This is a genomic window from Enterococcus sp. DIV1307a, assembly GCF_050537425.1.
Lineage (GTDB): Bacteria > Bacillota > Bacilli > Lactobacillales > Enterococcaceae > Enterococcus > Enterococcus faecalis.
Genome location: NZ_CP172914.1, coordinates 2,022,502 through 2,038,259, shown reverse-complemented (window position 1 = coordinate 2,038,259; position 15,758 = coordinate 2,022,502). Strand labels below are relative to the sequence as shown.

Here is a 15,758-nt window from a genome sequence, read left to right as displayed (position 1 = left end):
TTTGTAACGAAGCTGACACAGAAGTATGATACAATCAGACAAAAGAAAACAAAATGGAGTGTTGTTTGAATGGATTACAAAACGTATGACCCAGATTTATGGAATGCAATTGCAAGAGAAGAAGAGCGCCAAGAAAATAACTTGGAACTAATCGCATCTGAGAATGTCGTGTCAAAAGCAGTTATGGCTGCCCAAGGAAGTATTTTAACGAATAAATACGCAGAAGGTTACCCTGGCAAACGGTACTATGGTGGTTGTGAATTTATCGATATCGTAGAAAATTTAGCTATCGATCGTGCCAAAGAATTATTTGGTGCAAAATTCGCGAATGTACAAGCCCATTCAGGTTCTCAAGCCAATACAGCGGCATACCTTTCATTGGTTGAACCAGGTGATACCATTTTGGGGATGGATTTATCAGCTGGTGGTCACTTAACACATGGTTCGCCCGTTAACTTTAGTGGAAAAACCTATAATTTTGTCAGTTATGGAGTGGATCCTTCAACAGAAGTAATCGATTACGATGTCGTGCGAATTTTAGCAAGAGAACATCGTCCAAAACTAATCGTTGCAGGCGCAAGTGCGTATTCACGAACGATTGACTTCAAACGTTTCCGTGAAATCGCTGATGAAGTAGATGCCAAGTTAATGGTTGATATGGCGCATATTGCAGGCTTGGTAGCTTCAGGGTTGCACCCAAATCCAGTTCCGTATGCTGATATCGTAACAAGTACGACCCATAAAACATTGCGTGGTCCTCGTGGCGGTTTAATTTTGACAAATAGCGAAGAATTGGCGAAAAAAGTAAATAGTAGTATTTTCCCAGGCATTCAAGGTGGCCCATTGGAACATGTGATTGCCGGAAAAGCCGCAGCTTTTAAAGAAGCATTGGATCCAAGTTTTGCTGAATATAGTCAGCAAGTGATTGCAAATGCGCAAGCGATGACGAAAGTTTTCAATCAAGCGCCAGAAGCTCGTTTAATTAGTGGGGCAACAGATAACCACTTATTACTGATTGAAGTGACAGGTTTTGGTTTAAATGGAAAAGAAGCAGAAGCTATTTTAGATAGTGTAAATATTACTGTCAATAAAAATTCAATTCCGTTTGAACAATTAAGTCCATTTAAAACAAGTGGTATCCGTATTGGAACGCCTGCAATTACTTCACGTGGTTTTAAAGAAGAAGATGCGGTAGAAGTTGCTAAATTAATCGTTCAAGTCTTAAAAGATCCAGAAAATACAGCAGTTCATGATGAAGTCAAAGCAGCTGTAGCAGCGCTAACTAAAAAATATCCATTATATAACTAACATCAGGGATAGCTGAAGCGCGATTCTCTGTACAAATAAGAGTCGGAGCTTAGGATTTAAGGAATTCAACTTGTGTCCTAGGCTCTTTTGTTTTACAATAAGAAAGAATAAAATAATGAAGGAGAATAGATATGGGAAAATTTCAAGTAATTGATCATCCGCTAATTCAACACAAACTAACAATGATTCGCGAAAAGAACTGTGGGACAAAGGTTTTCCGCGAAGTTGTCAACGAAATTGCTATGTTAATGGCTTATGAAGTATCACGGGATATGCCTTTAGAGGATGTTGTCATCGAAACACCGATGGGTAAATCAACACAAAAAACACTTTCAGGGAAAAAAGTAGCAATCATTCCTATTTTACGTGCCGGCATTGGCATGGTTGATGGGATTTTAGAATTAATTCCAGCAGCGAAAGTTGGACACGTTGGACTTTATCGTGATGAAGAAACATTGCAACCACATGAATACTTCGTGAAATTACCTGAAGACATTGCAAGTCGTCAATTATTTGTTGTTGACCCAATGCTAGCAACAGGTGGTTCCGCAATTATGGCCATCGATTCATTAAAAGAACGTGGTGCTAGCAACATTAAATTTGTATGTCTAGTGGCCGTTCCAGAAGGTGTGAAAGCTTTACAAGAAGCGCACCCAGATGTAGATATTTATACAGCAGCTTTAGATGAGCGCTTAAACGAAGACGGCTATATCGTTCCTGGTTTAGGGGATGCTGGTGACCGTTTATTCGGAACAAAATAATAACAAAAAACCGTTAGGTAACCGATTATGGTTACTAACGGTTTTCTTTTGCTTAAAGAACTTTTCTAGGTGTATAATAAAAAATAAAAAAACAAAGGAGGAGCTATGAAAAAGAATAAAAAAGCCTTACACGCTATCGCTGTGATTGCTAGTGTGATGTCAGTTTTGATGTATGTTTCGTATATTCCGCAAATTTATGGAAATTTACATGGGGAAAAAGGCAATCCGACGCAACCATTAGTGGCAATGATTAATTGTATTTTTTGGACGATTCATGGGTTATATGGAGACGATGGAGAAACACGAGATAAGTCCATTATTTTTGCTAATGTGCCCGGAATTATTTTTGGTTTTTTTGCGTTTATTACAGCATTATAGTTTCCGACGAATTGGAAAGTATTCCAATTCTGTACATAAAAAAGAGCGGGGGAAATTTCCCACGCTTGAAGAATTAAATCTTTTTCAATTGTTTGTAATTAATAACAATCACACCATTGCTGTGCACCATTAAGTGATTGTTTTTTTGCGTTTCGTCAATTTCGACGACAGCGGCATTTTTTAATTGTTTCGTAACAACGCCTGTTTGTGGCTGTCCGTGAACAAGAAAAGTAACATGGGTGTCAACGGCGAAATCCTTACCAGCATCCGATGGAACAACAGGAGTAACCATACCATTAAAATTTGACATACAAAAAACCATCCTTTCTTGATATCTCTATTATACCACATTTTCAGAAAAAAGTTTGTAAAGTCGCTATTTGGCTTATTTTAAAGAGATTTTGCATAAATAAATAACAAACAGACTTTACAAATAAAGTAGAAAGTCCTATAATAGATTTGTTTCAGGCCAGCTTAGCTCAGTTGGTAGAGCAACGCACTCGTAACGCGTAGGTCACAGGTTCGATCCCTGCAGCTGGCATCTAAAAAAACAGACAGGCACTACCATCTGGTAGTGCCTGTCTGTTTTTTTAGATAAAATTTTGGATTAGTGCAAATGAAGCAATGCCTACCAGTACAATAAGCAATAAGTTTTTAGTAAGTATTGCGGCTAAAATGGTAGGAAATGAAGCGAATAAATAAGGAAGATTGAGGCTTGGTAAATGCCCAATTCTTTGTTCAAATAAGCTACTAAACCATAAGGCGGACATAATCACAATTGGAACAAAACTTAGATATTCTAATAATTTCTGTGGCAGACTGATTTTTTTTAAAAGTAAAAATGGCAGTATTCTTGAAAGCCAGGTTGCAACGGTACAGCCTAAAATTGTTAAAAAGAGATACTCAGAAGAAGGCATGTTTTATCATCACTCCTATTCCACACCCGATTAACGTGACAACTAAGACAATTAAATTACTGGGAATAAAAATTAGACCAATAGACATCAAACCAAAAGTAATCAGGACCATGATGAGTTGTAAAGCGATTTTCATGGAACGATCACTAATTATCTGCAGATAGAGTAAACCAATGAACATAGCCACGACCGCAAACTCAAGACCTAATGCTTGAGGGTTTGCAATAAAGCGCCCTAGATAGGCACCGATGATCGTCGAAAAAACCCAAGTCGCATAGGAAATCAAATTGGCAGCATTAAACCACTCAAAACTTAAACGTCCTTTGGTGTGGTTTAATTTATTCATTCCTAGTGCAAAACTTTCATCCGTCAGTAAGGTTCCCAACCAGAGATTTTTACCGAGAGATTCGGCTTTAAAGTAAGGCGCAATGGTCATTCCCATAAGAATCATACGCGCATTTACTAAGAAAGTCGCTAACACAATAGATAAGATAGGGCTGCCGCCAGTCAACATACTAACTGTTACAAACTGAGCAGATCCTGCAAAAATAAAAAACGACATCGCACTAACAATAAGAGGGGAAAAACCTGCTGCTTGTCCTACGATACCAAAAGCAATGCCAATACCAATATAGCCAAAAACCGTTGGCAAGGCTTCACGAATGCCAGTGCGTGCATCTAATTGGTGGTTCATTCTCTTTTTTTCCTTCTTTCTGTATAAAATTTAAACACGTGTGTATGAAAATCTAGACCTTCGATAATGAGACACAACGAGCGAATGAGCGTTTTCATTATTAACCACTCCTTTTGAACAACTAAGATATATATTGTATAATACAATAAAGAATACTTTTGTTCAATATATTAAACTTTTGGATGATAAAAAGAAACAGAAGGAGCAACTATTTTGGAGATTAATACAATTATTGGCAATAATTTAAAAAAAATTAGACAAGAAAAAAAACTTACGTTAGATGAACTAGCTGGGATAACCGGAGTGAGTAAAGGGATGCTTTCGCAGATTGAAAAAGGAACCACCAATCCTACCATAAATACAATTTGGAAAATAAGTAATGGACTCAATGTTCCATATACGTATTTATTAGAAGATGACTATGTTAAAGAAAATCCCGTGGTTAAAAAAACTGAGACGGTAACACAACATTCTGAAGATCACTCCTATCGAGTCTTTAATTACTACTCGGACAACCAGGAAAGAAACTTTGAACTCTTTCAGTTTGAATTAGATCCAGGGAAAAAGTATCAAGCTGTTGGGCATTCAAAACGTTCGACAGAATATGTCATGGTTATTCAAGGAGCATTAGCTCTTGAAGTGGGCGGTCAGAGATACCTTCTTCCAAAAGACGCCGCTATGTATTTTGATGCTAATCAAGTACACACGTATATAAATGACGGAACAGAGAAAGTCCAAGCAGTCGTCATTAACTATTATACGTAACAGTGGAAAATAAACATTAGAAAATTGCTGCATCTGTTATTTTATGGACAAAAAAAGTAAACAATGCTACCCTAAAAATAATAGAAAATGAAAGATAAAAGAAGAGGTCAAAATGAATAAAAAAATTGAAAGTCTTGGTAATACAGCATTAAGTTTACTAAGTAATACGATTATTGTTGTGCCTTATTTACTTTACATTCAATTGAGTGATGGACACAACCTTCTAACAATTTTACCATTTGTCTTATTTTATACATTGCGTATGACAGGCATTTTTCTGGTTCGAGGAATTAATTTGTCTTTAACTAGTCTAGGTCTACTAAAGATTTCTCTATTGTTAGGCTTGGCAGGCTCCTTAATTGGGATTGCCGGCGCTTATTCTTTCCCGCTTTATAGTATTTCAGGAATGTTGTTAGGACTTAGTGGAGCGTTGTTGCCACCAAGTAATCAATCAATTCGCTTTTTCTTAAAAGAAGAAGGTCAAAAAATCAGTCATAGCAATCTTTTAACGACAGTCTTATTGACCGCTGTTTTATTTGGCGCTTTATTTTTTAAAGCGACTGAGATTGGACTGGCGTTATTGGTGTACGCGCTCTATTTTCTGGTTGCTTTAGTAGCAATCAAGAGCTATCCTGTTTCATTAAACGAGCTAGAAGAAGAATCAGCAGAAGTTTCACGAAAAGAATTAATTCTGTTTGTTATCTTTTTTGTGTTATTACTTTTATTAAGAAGTGGTCGCTTATTAACGAATGCGGTGGAATTTGATTATGCGATTGTTGGCGCCTGCTGTTTCTTTGTGGTGGCTGTCCTTTTCGTTAGTCATTATGGCAAACGCGGTGCGTATAAAGTATCATTAGAAATGAATCTTGCGACCTTGATTAACGGGATTGTGGGGAACTATTTATTTTTATTTGGTTCCATTTATGTTGCAGGGGTTTACGGCAGAGCTCATATGGGCATCTATCTCTATTTACCTTATGTTTTAGGGATGATTTTTGCAATGATTGCAGCTAGTAAAACGAAACAATGGTCAAACAACATACCAATGATTGGTCTGGCGGGAAGTTTGGAAATATTACTTCTTACTTCGTGGACTATTTTAGGCCTGTTTCTCTTGAGTTTTTTCAAAAGCACATTGAATAGCTTTTTAGCTAGGCGATATTATCAAGAGACAGATTTGCCAAAAGATAGCCGCATCCTTATCAAATACACAACACAAACAAAAGGGAGTTTATTCCATCAATTTATTTTGATGGCGCTTATGTTAGTCACTGTAGTAGGCAAAGGTGGCACGACACAATTTTTATTAGAATTGACTGGCGGCAAAGGCATTTCAATGCAAACAAGTCAATTTTTAACTTTCATTAAAAATAGTAACTCGCTCTTAGTGTTATTGTTTATTGCAGTTTATTTCGTGGTCGTTTTTCGTCAAAAGAAACGATAATTTACAAATATTAATAAAAAAATACTTGGAAAAACAGTGATTGTGGCTGATTTTCCAAGTATTTTTTTATGAAAAGATGTTTTTTTTTTTCGAAGATTCAAAAAAAATTAATCAATTGTTTCATTTTTAACAAGCTATTATTAGGTTATATGAATTTTATTGAAAGGGGATTAGTATGAAGAAAAAAACTTTTTCTTTTGTGATGTTGAGTATACTTCTCGCACAAAATTTCGGGTTTGCCGTAAATGCCTATGCTGTAACAACGACAGAAGCACAAACAGAGACCACTGATACAGCAAAAAAAGAGGCAGAGTTATCGAACTCAACACCATCTTTACCTTTAGCAACAACGACTACTTCAGAAATGAATCAACCAACTGCAACAACTGAATCGCAAACCACAGAGGCGAGCACAACAGCTTCCAGTGATGCTGCTACACCATCTGAACAACAAACAACGGAGGACAAGGACACCTCACTTAATGAAAAAGCCCTGCCAGATGTTCAAGCGCCAATTACAGATGAACTACTTGACAGTATGAGTCTTGCGCCGATTGGTGGAACAGAATACAGCCAAACAGAGGTTCACCGCGAATTAAATACAACACCGGTAACCGCTACGTTCCAATTTGCTGTTGGAAACACAGGTTATGCACCTGGATCAGTTTATACAGTTCAATTACCAGAACATTTAGGTTATTCAACTGTCAGCGGAGAAGTGACAGGCATTGGCGCAACTTGGGCAGTCGATGCGGCGACCAAAACATTAAGTATTACGTTTAATCAACGAGTTTCAGATACTTCCTTTAAAGTAGAACTAAAAAGTTATCTAACAACAGAGGCGGAACCATTAATCAAAATTGAAACTCCAGGAAAAAATAAAAAAACCTACTCGTTTGATTTATATGAACAAGTGGAACCAATTCAATATAACGAACGAACCAGAACGACGGGGTTAGATGGCGAAATTTTTTATAATTTAGACCGGACGTTAACTGGCAATCAAACATTAGAATTATTAACAACAGAGACGCCAGGCGCTGTCTTTGGAAAACAAGATAACTTGGAACCTCAAGTTTTCAGTTACGATGTCGACATTAATGGTCAAATTTTACCAGAAACGCAAACCTTGTTAACACCTGGCAAAGATTATACATTAAGCGATAATTCACTCGGGCGGATTGCTGTAACTGTTCCAAACATGAATCAACAAAAAGCCTATTCCTTATCGATTAATCGGACAATTTATTTAGAGAGTGCTTCGGACTATAACTACTTATATTCGCAGCAGTATCCAACAACAAAAATTGGGTCAATTTCTTTGAAAAGTACGACAGGAACTAAACAAACAACCGATTTTACTGCTAAGACGAGTCAAACAAGTAAAGTAATTGCTGATCGTGAAATGCGTAGTATGTCCTATATCAGTTTTCAAAGCAAAGGGAAATATTATGTAACAATTTATGGCACGTTAACAGAAACAAAAGTGGGTCAACAAATCGTATTAGAGAGTACAAACGGTCAAGAAATTAAGAATCCTAAATTTACGGCGTATGGTCCTTTATATGAAAATGTAAAATTGGAAGACTATTTTGATATTAAAACTGAAGGTGGCAAGCTTATCTTAACGGCCACAAAAGATAGCTATTTAAGAATAAATATTTCTGATTTAACAATGGATTTTGACAAGAAAGATATTAATCTATCATTAAGTACACCTGTAATTGGTCCCAATAAAGCCATTCAGTTACTATCTGATCAATACGTGGAGCCAATCGCTATGTTAAATCCTACGAATGCGGAAGCGACATGGGGAAATTATGATCGAAACGGTGCTTATATGAGTGATACCGAAATTGCTGTAGCAGGTAGTAAGGCCAACCCCATTGAAAATTTAGAGATTAAAATAAAACATCCGCAATATCTATCTGTTAGAGCCACAAAAGATATTTATTTTTCATATTATGTTTTAGGGAAAGATTATACAGTCACACCAACCTCAGATGGTTCGATCATTAAGTTCACTACGCCAATTACAAATGAGATTGAAATTCCAATTGGCTTTAATTACGTGCCAGATAGTTTACCAAAAGATAAAAGTATTCCTTTTGATAAAATTCCTGTGACAATGAGTGCTGATGGCATTTCCCCTATCGAAACAGAAGTAAATACCAATCGACACATTGGTTCAGAACGAACACTTCAAAGTAGTAAAAATCAATTCCTTGTCAATGCACGAAATGATTCTTTTGACTCACTAAGCGTCCGTACAAAAATTCCAGCTGGCGCCGATGTTCTTTTTGACATTTATGATGTTTCAAACGATCAGGTAGATTCAATTTATCCACAATACTGGGACCGCGGTCAATACTTTGATAAACCAATGACGCCAAACAGCCCTGGATATCCAACGATTACTTTTGACGAAAATACCAATAGTTACACGTTTGATTTTGGAAAAACCAACAAACGTTACATTATTGAGTATAAAAACGCCAATGGCTGGATCGACGTGCCAACTCTTTCTATAACAGGGACAGCGAAAGAACCACAATCGAATAATAATGAAGGGTCTGCTTCGGTTTCTGTTCAAAATGAAGCGTTAGACATTTTGAGTGCAACACAAGCGGCGAATCCAACATTAAAAAATGTAACAAAAACAACAGTAACAACAAAAAATATTGATAATAAAACACATCGTGTGAAAAATCCAACGATTGAATTAACACCAAAAGGCACAACCAATGCTCAAATTGATTTGAATTCTATTACCGTGAAAGGCGTGCCAGAAGATGCTTATTCATTAGAGAAGACTACAAACGGTGCGAAAGTCATTTTTAAAGACTATACATTGACAGAAAACATTACGATTGAATACAATACTGTCTCTGCAAACGCTGGCCAAATCTATACAGAAACAACAATCGACTCTGAAACATTGGACCAGATGTCTGCTAACAAGAAAAAAGTCACCACTGCACCAATCACATTGAAATTCTCAGAAGGCGATGCGGAAGGTATTGTTTATTTAGCAACTGCCACATTCTATACGCATAACATAGAGGATGAAAACCAAGCAATTGCGAAGGTTTCTTTTGAACTAATTGATAATGTCACGCATACAGCAACCGAATTTACAACAGATGAAAAAGGTCAATACTTCTTTGATGCCATCATGACAGGTGATTATACTTTGCGAGTAACGAATGTACCGCAGGAATATTCCGTGGATGAAGAGTATTTGACAGGAAAAGCCATTAAGCTGGTCAAAGGAGACAACCAACTAAAAATTCCATTAACGAAAACAATTGATCACAGTCGTTTACAAGTCAAAGATTCAACGATTTATGTGGGTGATTCATGGAAACCAGAAGAGAACTTTGTTTCAGCGACAGATAAAACAGGTCAAGACGTTCCCTTCGAAAAAATCACTGTTTCAGGTCAAGTTGATAACACCAAAGCAGGCGTTTATCCAATCGTATACAGTTACGAAGGTAAAGAAGAAACAGCTAATGTGACCGTCAAAGCCGACCAGTCTAAGTTAGAGGTAAAAGATTCAACGATTTATGTCGGCGATAAATGGAAACCTGAAGATAATTTCGTTTCAGCAACAGATAAAACAGGTCAAGATGTCCCGTTTGAAAAAATTGACGTTCAGGGAACAGTGAATGTTGATAAAATAGGCGATTATGAAATTGTCTATAAAAATGGCAAAAAAGAAGCGAAAGCAATCGTTCATGTCCGTGATGACAGTCAGTTAGAGGTTAAAGATACAACAATTTATGTGGGTGATAAATGGGAAGCAGAAGATAACTTCGTTTCCGCGACAGACAAAACAGGTCAAGACGTTCCTTTTGAAAAAATTGATGTTCAGGGAACAGTGAATGTTGATAAAATAGGCGATTATGAAATTGTCTATAAAAATGGCACAAAAGAAGCGAAAGCAATCGTTCATGTCCGTGATGATAGTCGTTTACAAGTCAAGGATACAACGATTTATGTGGGAGATTCATGGGAAGCAGAAGAGAACTTTGTTTCAGCGACAGATAAAACAGGCCAAGATGTCCCATTCGAAAAAATCACTGTTTCAGGTCAAGTTGATAACACCAAAGCAGGCGTTTATCAAATCGTTTACAGTTACGAAGGTAAAGAAGAAACAGCCCATGTGGCCGTCAAACCCGACCAATCTAAGTTAGAGGTTAAAGATACAACGATTTATGTTGGTGATTCGTGGAAACCAGAAGATAATTTCGTTTCAGCGACAGATCGTGATGGTCATGCTATATCCTTTGATAAGGTTCAAGTAAAAGGGGAAGTTGATACAAAGAAAACAGGAGAGTACCAGATTTCCTATACCACTGAGCCAGTTAATGAAACCAAACCAGCTGTGCAGTCACGACTTTTCTCAATGTTTTCAAACGAAACACCTCGTCAATTAACGACAGTAGCAACTGTTCATGTGATTGATCGTAATCCTACACCGCTACCAGATAAAAATGAGAACAACCAGACTAGTTCTTCAACGAATCAAACCACGATAAAAAGTAGTCAGTATGTCACACACATTGTGAAACCTGACAAGCAAGGACGTTATCCCAAAACGGGAGAACAAACTAATGGTCTATATCGTGTGCTAGGACTTGTTGTATTACTTATTGTGATTATTAGTGGTATAGTCATCAAGAAGAAACGAAAATAATTAAATGAGCGTGGGGCAAAAGTTTAAAGTAACTTTTGTTCCACGCTTAAAAGATGAATAAGTGCATGAATGAGGGTAGCTGTTTCCTTGGAAAATAGGAAGTTTTACAAGTGACTTTTATTTTAAGAACACCTATTAGCAGGTTTTTCTGTTAAGATAGTTATTTTTATGAAATAGTTTGGAGGAATAATAAACGAGATGAACCAGCGAACTATTTATTATGGTAGTATCGGCACAGCCTTATTTCTTTCTTCAGGAATGTTGATTGCTTCAGTGAATAGCTATGCAAACGAAGCGACAACACCAGGCAAATACACCGTGACTTATGAAGTGGATGGCAAAATTGAAACAGCAACCATTACGGTCAAAGAAAATCAAACGGAACTTAAATTAAAAGACACGTTTTTAGGAGTTAATCAAGCATGGTCACCATTAGACAATGTCGTTTTTCTAAAAGATAAAGAGGGTCGCCCTTTAAATTTAGAAAATGTAATTATAGAAAATAATGTAAATACTCAAAAAGTAGGCCTTTATTTTGTAACCTTCCGTTACGAGTCATACCTTTCTATTGCGAAGGTGTATGTCAACCCTACTAATTTTGCTGCAGAGGGGAATATGCTTGCAGAGCTTCCTTATAGTCAAGCAATGATTGGCCCAGAAAGATCAATTATTGCCTCGAGACAGGACAAGGAGCAACAAACAAAACAGGAGAAAAAGAAAAATAAAATTGAACAGGAACGAGTAAATAAAAAGGTGCTGTTAAATGATGAGTTGTTGAAAAAAATAGATACGATAGCCCCAGTGGAAATTACTGGAGGAGCGGCAAGTGGGTCCTCTCAATTTGGCACCACTTTAAGCTTCCTGTCAGGCTCACTTTTGTATGGAACAAGGAGAGTTTAAATGGAATTCTTGTTATTAGATGATCGAGAAAATTTAAAATTAGCGATTATTAGAAAGTTAGAGCAACAATATTCATTTTCTGAACGAAAAGATCGTTTATGTAAGCAATTAGCTATTTCTCCTTATTTGCTAGAACGGAACATAACAGAAATCAATGCAGATTTGCAACGCTTTGGTCTGATTAATGAGATGGAAATCAGTGAAAAAAATAATGAAATTTTGTTATCTCAAAGCCTTCGTATTTCTTCAAGTATTATTGAAGAATATTATTTAAAAGACTCGTTAGAATTTAATCTATTAAAAACGATTTTCTTTCATCAGTTTACCTCAATCAAAAAATACGGTGAAAAGCACGGGATGAGTCGAACGGTTGTATACAAAATTGTTGACCATATCCGGAAAGAATTAGGTCAATACGGTATTAAGTTATCCAAAAATTTACAACTTAGCGGCAATGAAATGGCGATTAGACAATATTTTACTATGCTTTATTACCGAATTTACAAAGATTCTGAAGAATTATATAATCAAACAGATCTTCGCGCAGTTAACCAATTATTGGCTCAATTGAAAGGCTCTTATGAAAATATCACTAATTTTCATTTATTTAAACATTATGTATTGGTGGCGTTAGAACGAACGCAAAGAAAAGCTAATTATTTTTTATCCCAAGAAGAAAATCCATTCGCTTTTGATGAAGAAAGTTCGATTTATCAAGAAATTCAAAGTTGGATCAACGAAGTGATGAAGGCGACTCATGCAGAGAAAAACGCAGAAATTCAAGGAATTATCGGCAATTTATCGGTCTATCAAAGTGAACTTATTTCGGAACATTTGCTGAGTTCTCACAATGAGGCAATTACGGCTACGAAAACATTATTCTTTTCTTATATGCCGTTTACAATTTCGGACGAAGAATTTTATCAAGAAATTGTTCCGATTATTTATCAACATCGTTTTATTACGCCGTTCATCGATATCACCTTACGAATTATGGATTTAGAATTTTTTCAGGAACGCTACCCAATTGTTTTTAATAGCTGTCGTCAGTTTTTATTTGCGTTGGATTGCTCGGCGTTTGAGTTTAGTAAGCTTTCTTTATTTTTTGATTTGCTATTAGTGTTATCCCGTCTTTATGACCAAAGGAATGAAAAAAGCACGATCAATCTTTATGTGAATTTTACGCAAGGAGAAAAATATACTCAGTTTATCAAAGAACAAATCAAAATATTCGAATCTTTCAGCATTCACTTTCATTCAGCGATTCGACCAGATACTGATTTAGTAGTTTCGGATTATTTACCAAAAACGTTATTTTCAGTAAAATGTTTAATTTGGTTAGCGCCCCCGCGAGCCAGTGACTGGCAAAATTTTGGCAACGAAATTGTCCGAATTAATAAAGAGCTACAACAAACGAAACAAAGAAAAAGCGAATAAAAACAGTCGCAACGTGTTTTAGTTGCGACTGTTTTTTGTTACTGAATGTTTATAGTAAACTTTCTCATTATCACTGATGTAAAAAATTTTAAATAAAAGCCAAATAGGATTGAAGAAAAAGAAAAAATTGCTAGTGAAGGACCAATTCTCTAAAGTTTTTCTCAAATATAGTAGAATTCCTTTCTTTTCTTCTGTGAGAAAGATATAATAAAAAACGTATGAACAAAGGAAAAGGGATGACGAATGAATAGAAAAGAGAAAACAAATTTAGATAGTCGAATTGATTACGGCGTGATATTACCAGTTTTTCTTTTATCACTAATTGGTATGCTATCGCTTTACGTAGCGCTTTACAATGATCCAAGCAAACCTAAAATTGGAAGCTTGTTAATGAAACAAGGACTGTGGTATTTAGTCGGAGGATTAAGTATTGTCATTATTATGCATTTTAGCTCAAAATTACTCTGGCGGTTAACGCCCGTTTTTTATACACTTGGATTAGTATTAATGGGATTACTACTGAAATTCTATGACCCCGTGCTAGCAGAGCAAACAGGTTCTAAAAACTGGATTCGCTTTGGTGGCACCACATTCCAACCATCGGAATTGATGAAGATTGCGTTTATTTTGATGTTGGCCTATATAGTGACCATGCATAATGTCAAATATGTGGACCGAACACTCAAAAGCGACTTTTGGCTAATTGCTAAAATGCTATTAGTGGCGATTCCGGTAATTGTTTTAGTACTTTTACAAAAAGACTTCGGGACGATGTTAGTTTTCTTAGCCATTTTTGGGGGAGTTTTCTTAATGTCTGGCATTACTTGGAAAATTATTGTGCCAGTTTTTATTTTAGCTGCTCTAGTCGGAGCTGGAACTATTTACTTGATTACAACAGAAACAGGTAGAGATTTATTGTCTAAGTTAGGGGTCGAAGCCTATAAATTTGATCGGATTGATTTATGGCTAAATCCTTTCCATACAGATCCAGATCGCTCATTCCAACCAGCGCTAGCATTAACAGCAATTGGTTCTGGGGGCCTTTTCGGAAAAGGCTTTAACGTGAGTGATGTGTATGTCCCTGTTCGTGAGTCAGATATGATTTTTACAGTTGTTGGTGAAAACTTTGGCTTTATTGGTGGCTGTTTCATTATTTTGTTGTATTTTATTTTAATCTACCGCATGATTCGCGTTTGTTTTGATACAAATAATGAATTCTATGCCTACATTGCCACAGGAATTATCATGATGATTTTGTTCCATGTTTTTGAAAACATTGGAGCGAATATTGGTTTACTACCATTAACTGGGATTCCATTACCGTTTATTAGTCAAGGTGGTTCTTCCATTTTAGGTAACATGATTGGGGTGGGCTTAATTATGTCCATGCGTTACCAACAAGAAACGGTTCGTACCAGAAGTGGTCGTTAAAGAAAGAAGAAAGAAGGGGTAGAAATGTACACACTTTATGAATATCCTAAATGCTCAACTTGTAAAAAAGCGAAAGCGTGGTTAGACCAACAAGGCGTTAAATACCAAGCAATTGATATTAAAGCAACACCGCCTAGTAGTGAACAATTAGCAAAATGGATGAAAGAGACCGGCTTGCCTGTTCGTCGTTTTTTTAACACAAGTGGGGTTTTATATAGAGAACAAGGCTTAAAAGATCTTGTTGACAGTTTTTCTATTGAAGAAGCAAGTCAGCGTTTAGCTGCGGATGGCATGTTGATTAAGCGTCCAATTCTCTTAAAAGACAATACATTTCTAACGAATGGTTTTAAAGAAGCAGATTACGAAGGAGTGCTTGGAAAATGAGTGAAATGAAACAAATCGATCAATTATGGATCGTACCAACAGAAGCAGGTTATAAAATTGGTTTAACCGCCGAAGCCCAAGAGGATTTAGGAAAGATTACTTTTGCAACGTTTCCAAAAGTCGGACAAACATTAGCTAAAGGTGATTCTTTAATTGAATTAGAAGCAGAAAAAGCAGTCAGTGAATTCAGTAGTCCATTATCTGGTAAGGTAGTCGCGATTAATGAAGCGGCTGATCAAGAGCCAAGTGCGTTAGATGAAGAAAATGCCTGGATTGCTGTTTTAGCAGATGTTGAACCAACAGAATTTGAAAATCTTTAGTCTTACGTTGACAAGGCCAATGTTTATTGCTATAATTTTCTCAATCTAATCAAAAGAAAGCTTTGAAAAGAAGAGTACATGTTAAGGACGTTTGAAGAGAGCCCTGTTTGCTGAGAATGGGTAACAGATTTAAGATGGAAGATGGTCTTTGAGCAGAGTAAGTGAGCGAAGCAGTGAACTTACTACGGGGCGCCCGTTACAGCCAACGGTATGCGAAGAATCAAGTACCGTATGAGGTTATTATTGAGAAATAATAGCGAATTAAGGTGGTATCACGAAATGACAAACTTTCGTCCTTTTTGCTGTAATAGCAAAAGGAT

Annotated in this window: 14 protein-coding genes, 1 tRNA gene and 1 other annotated feature; of the genes, 12 read left to right on the top strand and 3 right to left on the bottom strand. The window is 36.4% G+C overall.

The genetic code is table 11. The features are described from left to right. Positions 1 to 69: 69 nt before the first annotated feature. From glyA to IGL90_RS09860, 3 genes are all read left to right on the top strand, one after another. Positions 70 to 1,308 carry a serine hydroxymethyltransferase gene (gene glyA / locus IGL90_RS09870; protein ID WP_002356623.1) on the top strand — a complete coding sequence of 413 codons (1,239 nt, stop codon included), beginning with the start codon at positions 70 to 72 and terminating at the stop codon, positions 1,306 to 1,308. 131 nt (positions 1,309 to 1,439) lie between these two features. Then, complete coding sequence (gene upp, locus IGL90_RS09865) at positions 1,440 to 2,069, top strand: uracil phosphoribosyltransferase (RefSeq protein ID WP_002356624.1); 630 nt, start codon at positions 1,440 to 1,442, stop codon at positions 2,067 to 2,069. Between the two features lie 105 nt (positions 2,070 to 2,174). Continuing rightward, on the top strand, positions 2,175 to 2,447 hold the full coding sequence (locus IGL90_RS09860) for a membrane protein (protein ID WP_002362236.1): 273 nt from the start codon (positions 2,175 to 2,177) through the stop codon (positions 2,445 to 2,447). 73 nt (positions 2,448 to 2,520) lie between these two features. On the opposite strand, the gene IGL90_RS09855 is transcribed toward IGL90_RS09860, so the two are convergent. Then, the gene (locus IGL90_RS09855; RefSeq protein ID WP_002381528.1) at positions 2,521 to 2,757 is read right to left on the bottom strand and encodes a hypothetical protein; all 237 of its coding nucleotides are present in this window, start codon (positions 2,755 to 2,757) and stop codon (positions 2,521 to 2,523) included. A gap of 158 nt (positions 2,758 to 2,915) precedes the next feature. Here IGL90_RS09855 and IGL90_RS09850 point away from each other — a divergent pair. Beyond that, positions 2,916 to 2,988, top strand: a tRNA-Thr gene (locus IGL90_RS09850). A gap of 49 nt (positions 2,989 to 3,037) precedes the next feature. Here IGL90_RS09850 and IGL90_RS09845 read toward each other — a convergent pair. Further along, on the bottom strand, positions 3,038 to 3,364 hold the full coding sequence (locus IGL90_RS09845; RefSeq protein WP_002362235.1) for an AzlD domain-containing protein: 327 nt from the start codon (positions 3,362 to 3,364) through the stop codon (positions 3,038 to 3,040). Beyond that, complete coding sequence (locus IGL90_RS09840) at positions 3,351 to 4,058, bottom strand: AzlC family ABC transporter permease (protein WP_002356628.1); 708 nt, start codon at positions 4,056 to 4,058, stop codon at positions 3,351 to 3,353. The genes IGL90_RS09845 and IGL90_RS09840 overlap by 14 nt, the downstream gene beginning before the upstream one ends. Positions 4,059 to 4,271: 213 nt before the next feature. On the opposite strand from IGL90_RS09840, the gene IGL90_RS09835 reads away from it, so the two are divergent. The 8 genes from IGL90_RS09835 (at position 4,272) to IGL90_RS09800 (ending at position 15,438) form a co-directional block, all read left to right on the top strand. Then, positions 4,272 to 4,823 carry a helix-turn-helix domain-containing protein gene (locus tag IGL90_RS09835; RefSeq protein WP_002362234.1) on the top strand — a complete coding sequence of 184 codons (552 nt, stop codon included), beginning with the start codon at positions 4,272 to 4,274 and terminating at the stop codon, positions 4,821 to 4,823. A gap of 112 nt (positions 4,824 to 4,935) precedes the next feature. Next, a complete protein-coding gene (locus IGL90_RS09830) occupies positions 4,936 to 6,267 on the top strand; it encodes a hypothetical protein (protein ID WP_048737951.1) in 1,332 nt (443 codons plus the stop codon). A 175-nt stretch (positions 6,268 to 6,442) separates the two neighbouring features. After that, on the top strand, positions 6,443 to 10,966 hold the full coding sequence (locus IGL90_RS09825) for a bacterial Ig-like domain-containing protein (RefSeq protein WP_163404244.1): 4,524 nt from the start codon (positions 6,443 to 6,445) through the stop codon (positions 10,964 to 10,966). A 198-nt stretch (positions 10,967 to 11,164) separates the two neighbouring features. Next, a complete protein-coding gene (locus IGL90_RS09820; protein WP_002379695.1) occupies positions 11,165 to 11,866 on the top strand; it encodes a bacterial Ig-like domain-containing protein in 702 nt (233 codons plus the stop codon). Further along, a complete protein-coding gene (locus tag IGL90_RS09815; RefSeq protein ID WP_002356635.1) occupies positions 11,867 to 13,303 on the top strand; it encodes a helix-turn-helix domain-containing protein in 1,437 nt (478 codons plus the stop codon). Between the two features lie 243 nt (positions 13,304 to 13,546). Next, positions 13,547 to 14,734, top strand: coding sequence for an FtsW/RodA/SpoVE family cell cycle protein (locus IGL90_RS09810; protein WP_048737953.1), 1,188 nt, complete (start codon positions 13,547 to 13,549; stop codon positions 14,732 to 14,734). Between the two features lie 24 nt (positions 14,735 to 14,758). Continuing rightward, positions 14,759 to 15,118: an arsenate reductase family protein gene (locus IGL90_RS09805; protein ID WP_002359675.1), complete on the top strand. Its 360-nt coding sequence runs from the start codon at positions 14,759 to 14,761 to the stop codon at positions 15,116 to 15,118. A 5-nt stretch (positions 15,119 to 15,123) separates the two neighbouring features. Beyond that, entirely contained in the window at positions 15,124 to 15,438 is a 315-nt protein-coding gene (locus IGL90_RS09800; protein WP_002413422.1) for a glycine cleavage system protein H, read from the top strand. 53 nt (positions 15,439 to 15,491) lie between these two features. Beyond that, positions 15,492 to 15,739: a binding site (T-box leader), on the top strand. The last annotated feature ends 19 nt before the right edge of the window (positions 15,740 to 15,758 follow it).

Bases quoted from the DNA above. Each gene is read 5' to 3' on its own strand.
- IGL90_RS09830 (WP_048737951.1), top strand. From the start codon at position 4,936: ATGAATAAAAAAATTGAAAGTCTTGGTAATACAGCATTAAGTTTACTA.
- IGL90_RS09805 (WP_002359675.1), top strand. From the start codon at position 14,759: ATGTACACACTTTATGAATATCCTAAATGCTCAACTTGTAAAAAAGCG.
- IGL90_RS09860 (WP_002362236.1), top strand. From the start codon at position 2,175: ATGAAAAAGAATAAAAAAGCCTTACACGCTATCGCTGTGATTGCTAGT.
- IGL90_RS09810 (WP_048737953.1), top strand. From the start codon at position 13,547: ATGAATAGAAAAGAGAAAACAAATTTAGATAGTCGAATTGATTACGGC.
- IGL90_RS09840 (WP_002356628.1), bottom strand. From the start codon at position 4,058: ATGAACCACCAATTAGATGCACGCACTGGCATTCGTGAAGCCTTGCCA.
- IGL90_RS09815 (WP_002356635.1), top strand. From the start codon at position 11,867: ATGGAATTCTTGTTATTAGATGATCGAGAAAATTTAAAATTAGCGATT.
- IGL90_RS09800 (WP_002413422.1), top strand. From the start codon at position 15,124: ATGAAACAAATCGATCAATTATGGATCGTACCAACAGAAGCAGGTTAT.
- upp (WP_002356624.1), top strand. From the start codon at position 1,440: ATGGGAAAATTTCAAGTAATTGATCATCCGCTAATTCAACACAAACTA.
- IGL90_RS09825 (WP_163404244.1), top strand. From the start codon at position 6,443: ATGAAGAAAAAAACTTTTTCTTTTGTGATGTTGAGTATACTTCTCGCA.
- IGL90_RS09845 (WP_002362235.1), bottom strand. From the start codon at position 3,364: ATGCCTTCTTCTGAGTATCTCTTTTTAACAATTTTAGGCTGTACCGTT.
- IGL90_RS09855 (WP_002381528.1), bottom strand. From the start codon at position 2,757: ATGTCAAATTTTAATGGTATGGTTACTCCTGTTGTTCCATCGGATGCT.
- IGL90_RS09820 (WP_002379695.1), top strand. From the start codon at position 11,165: ATGAACCAGCGAACTATTTATTATGGTAGTATCGGCACAGCCTTATTT.
- glyA (WP_002356623.1), top strand. From the start codon at position 70: ATGGATTACAAAACGTATGACCCAGATTTATGGAATGCAATTGCAAGA.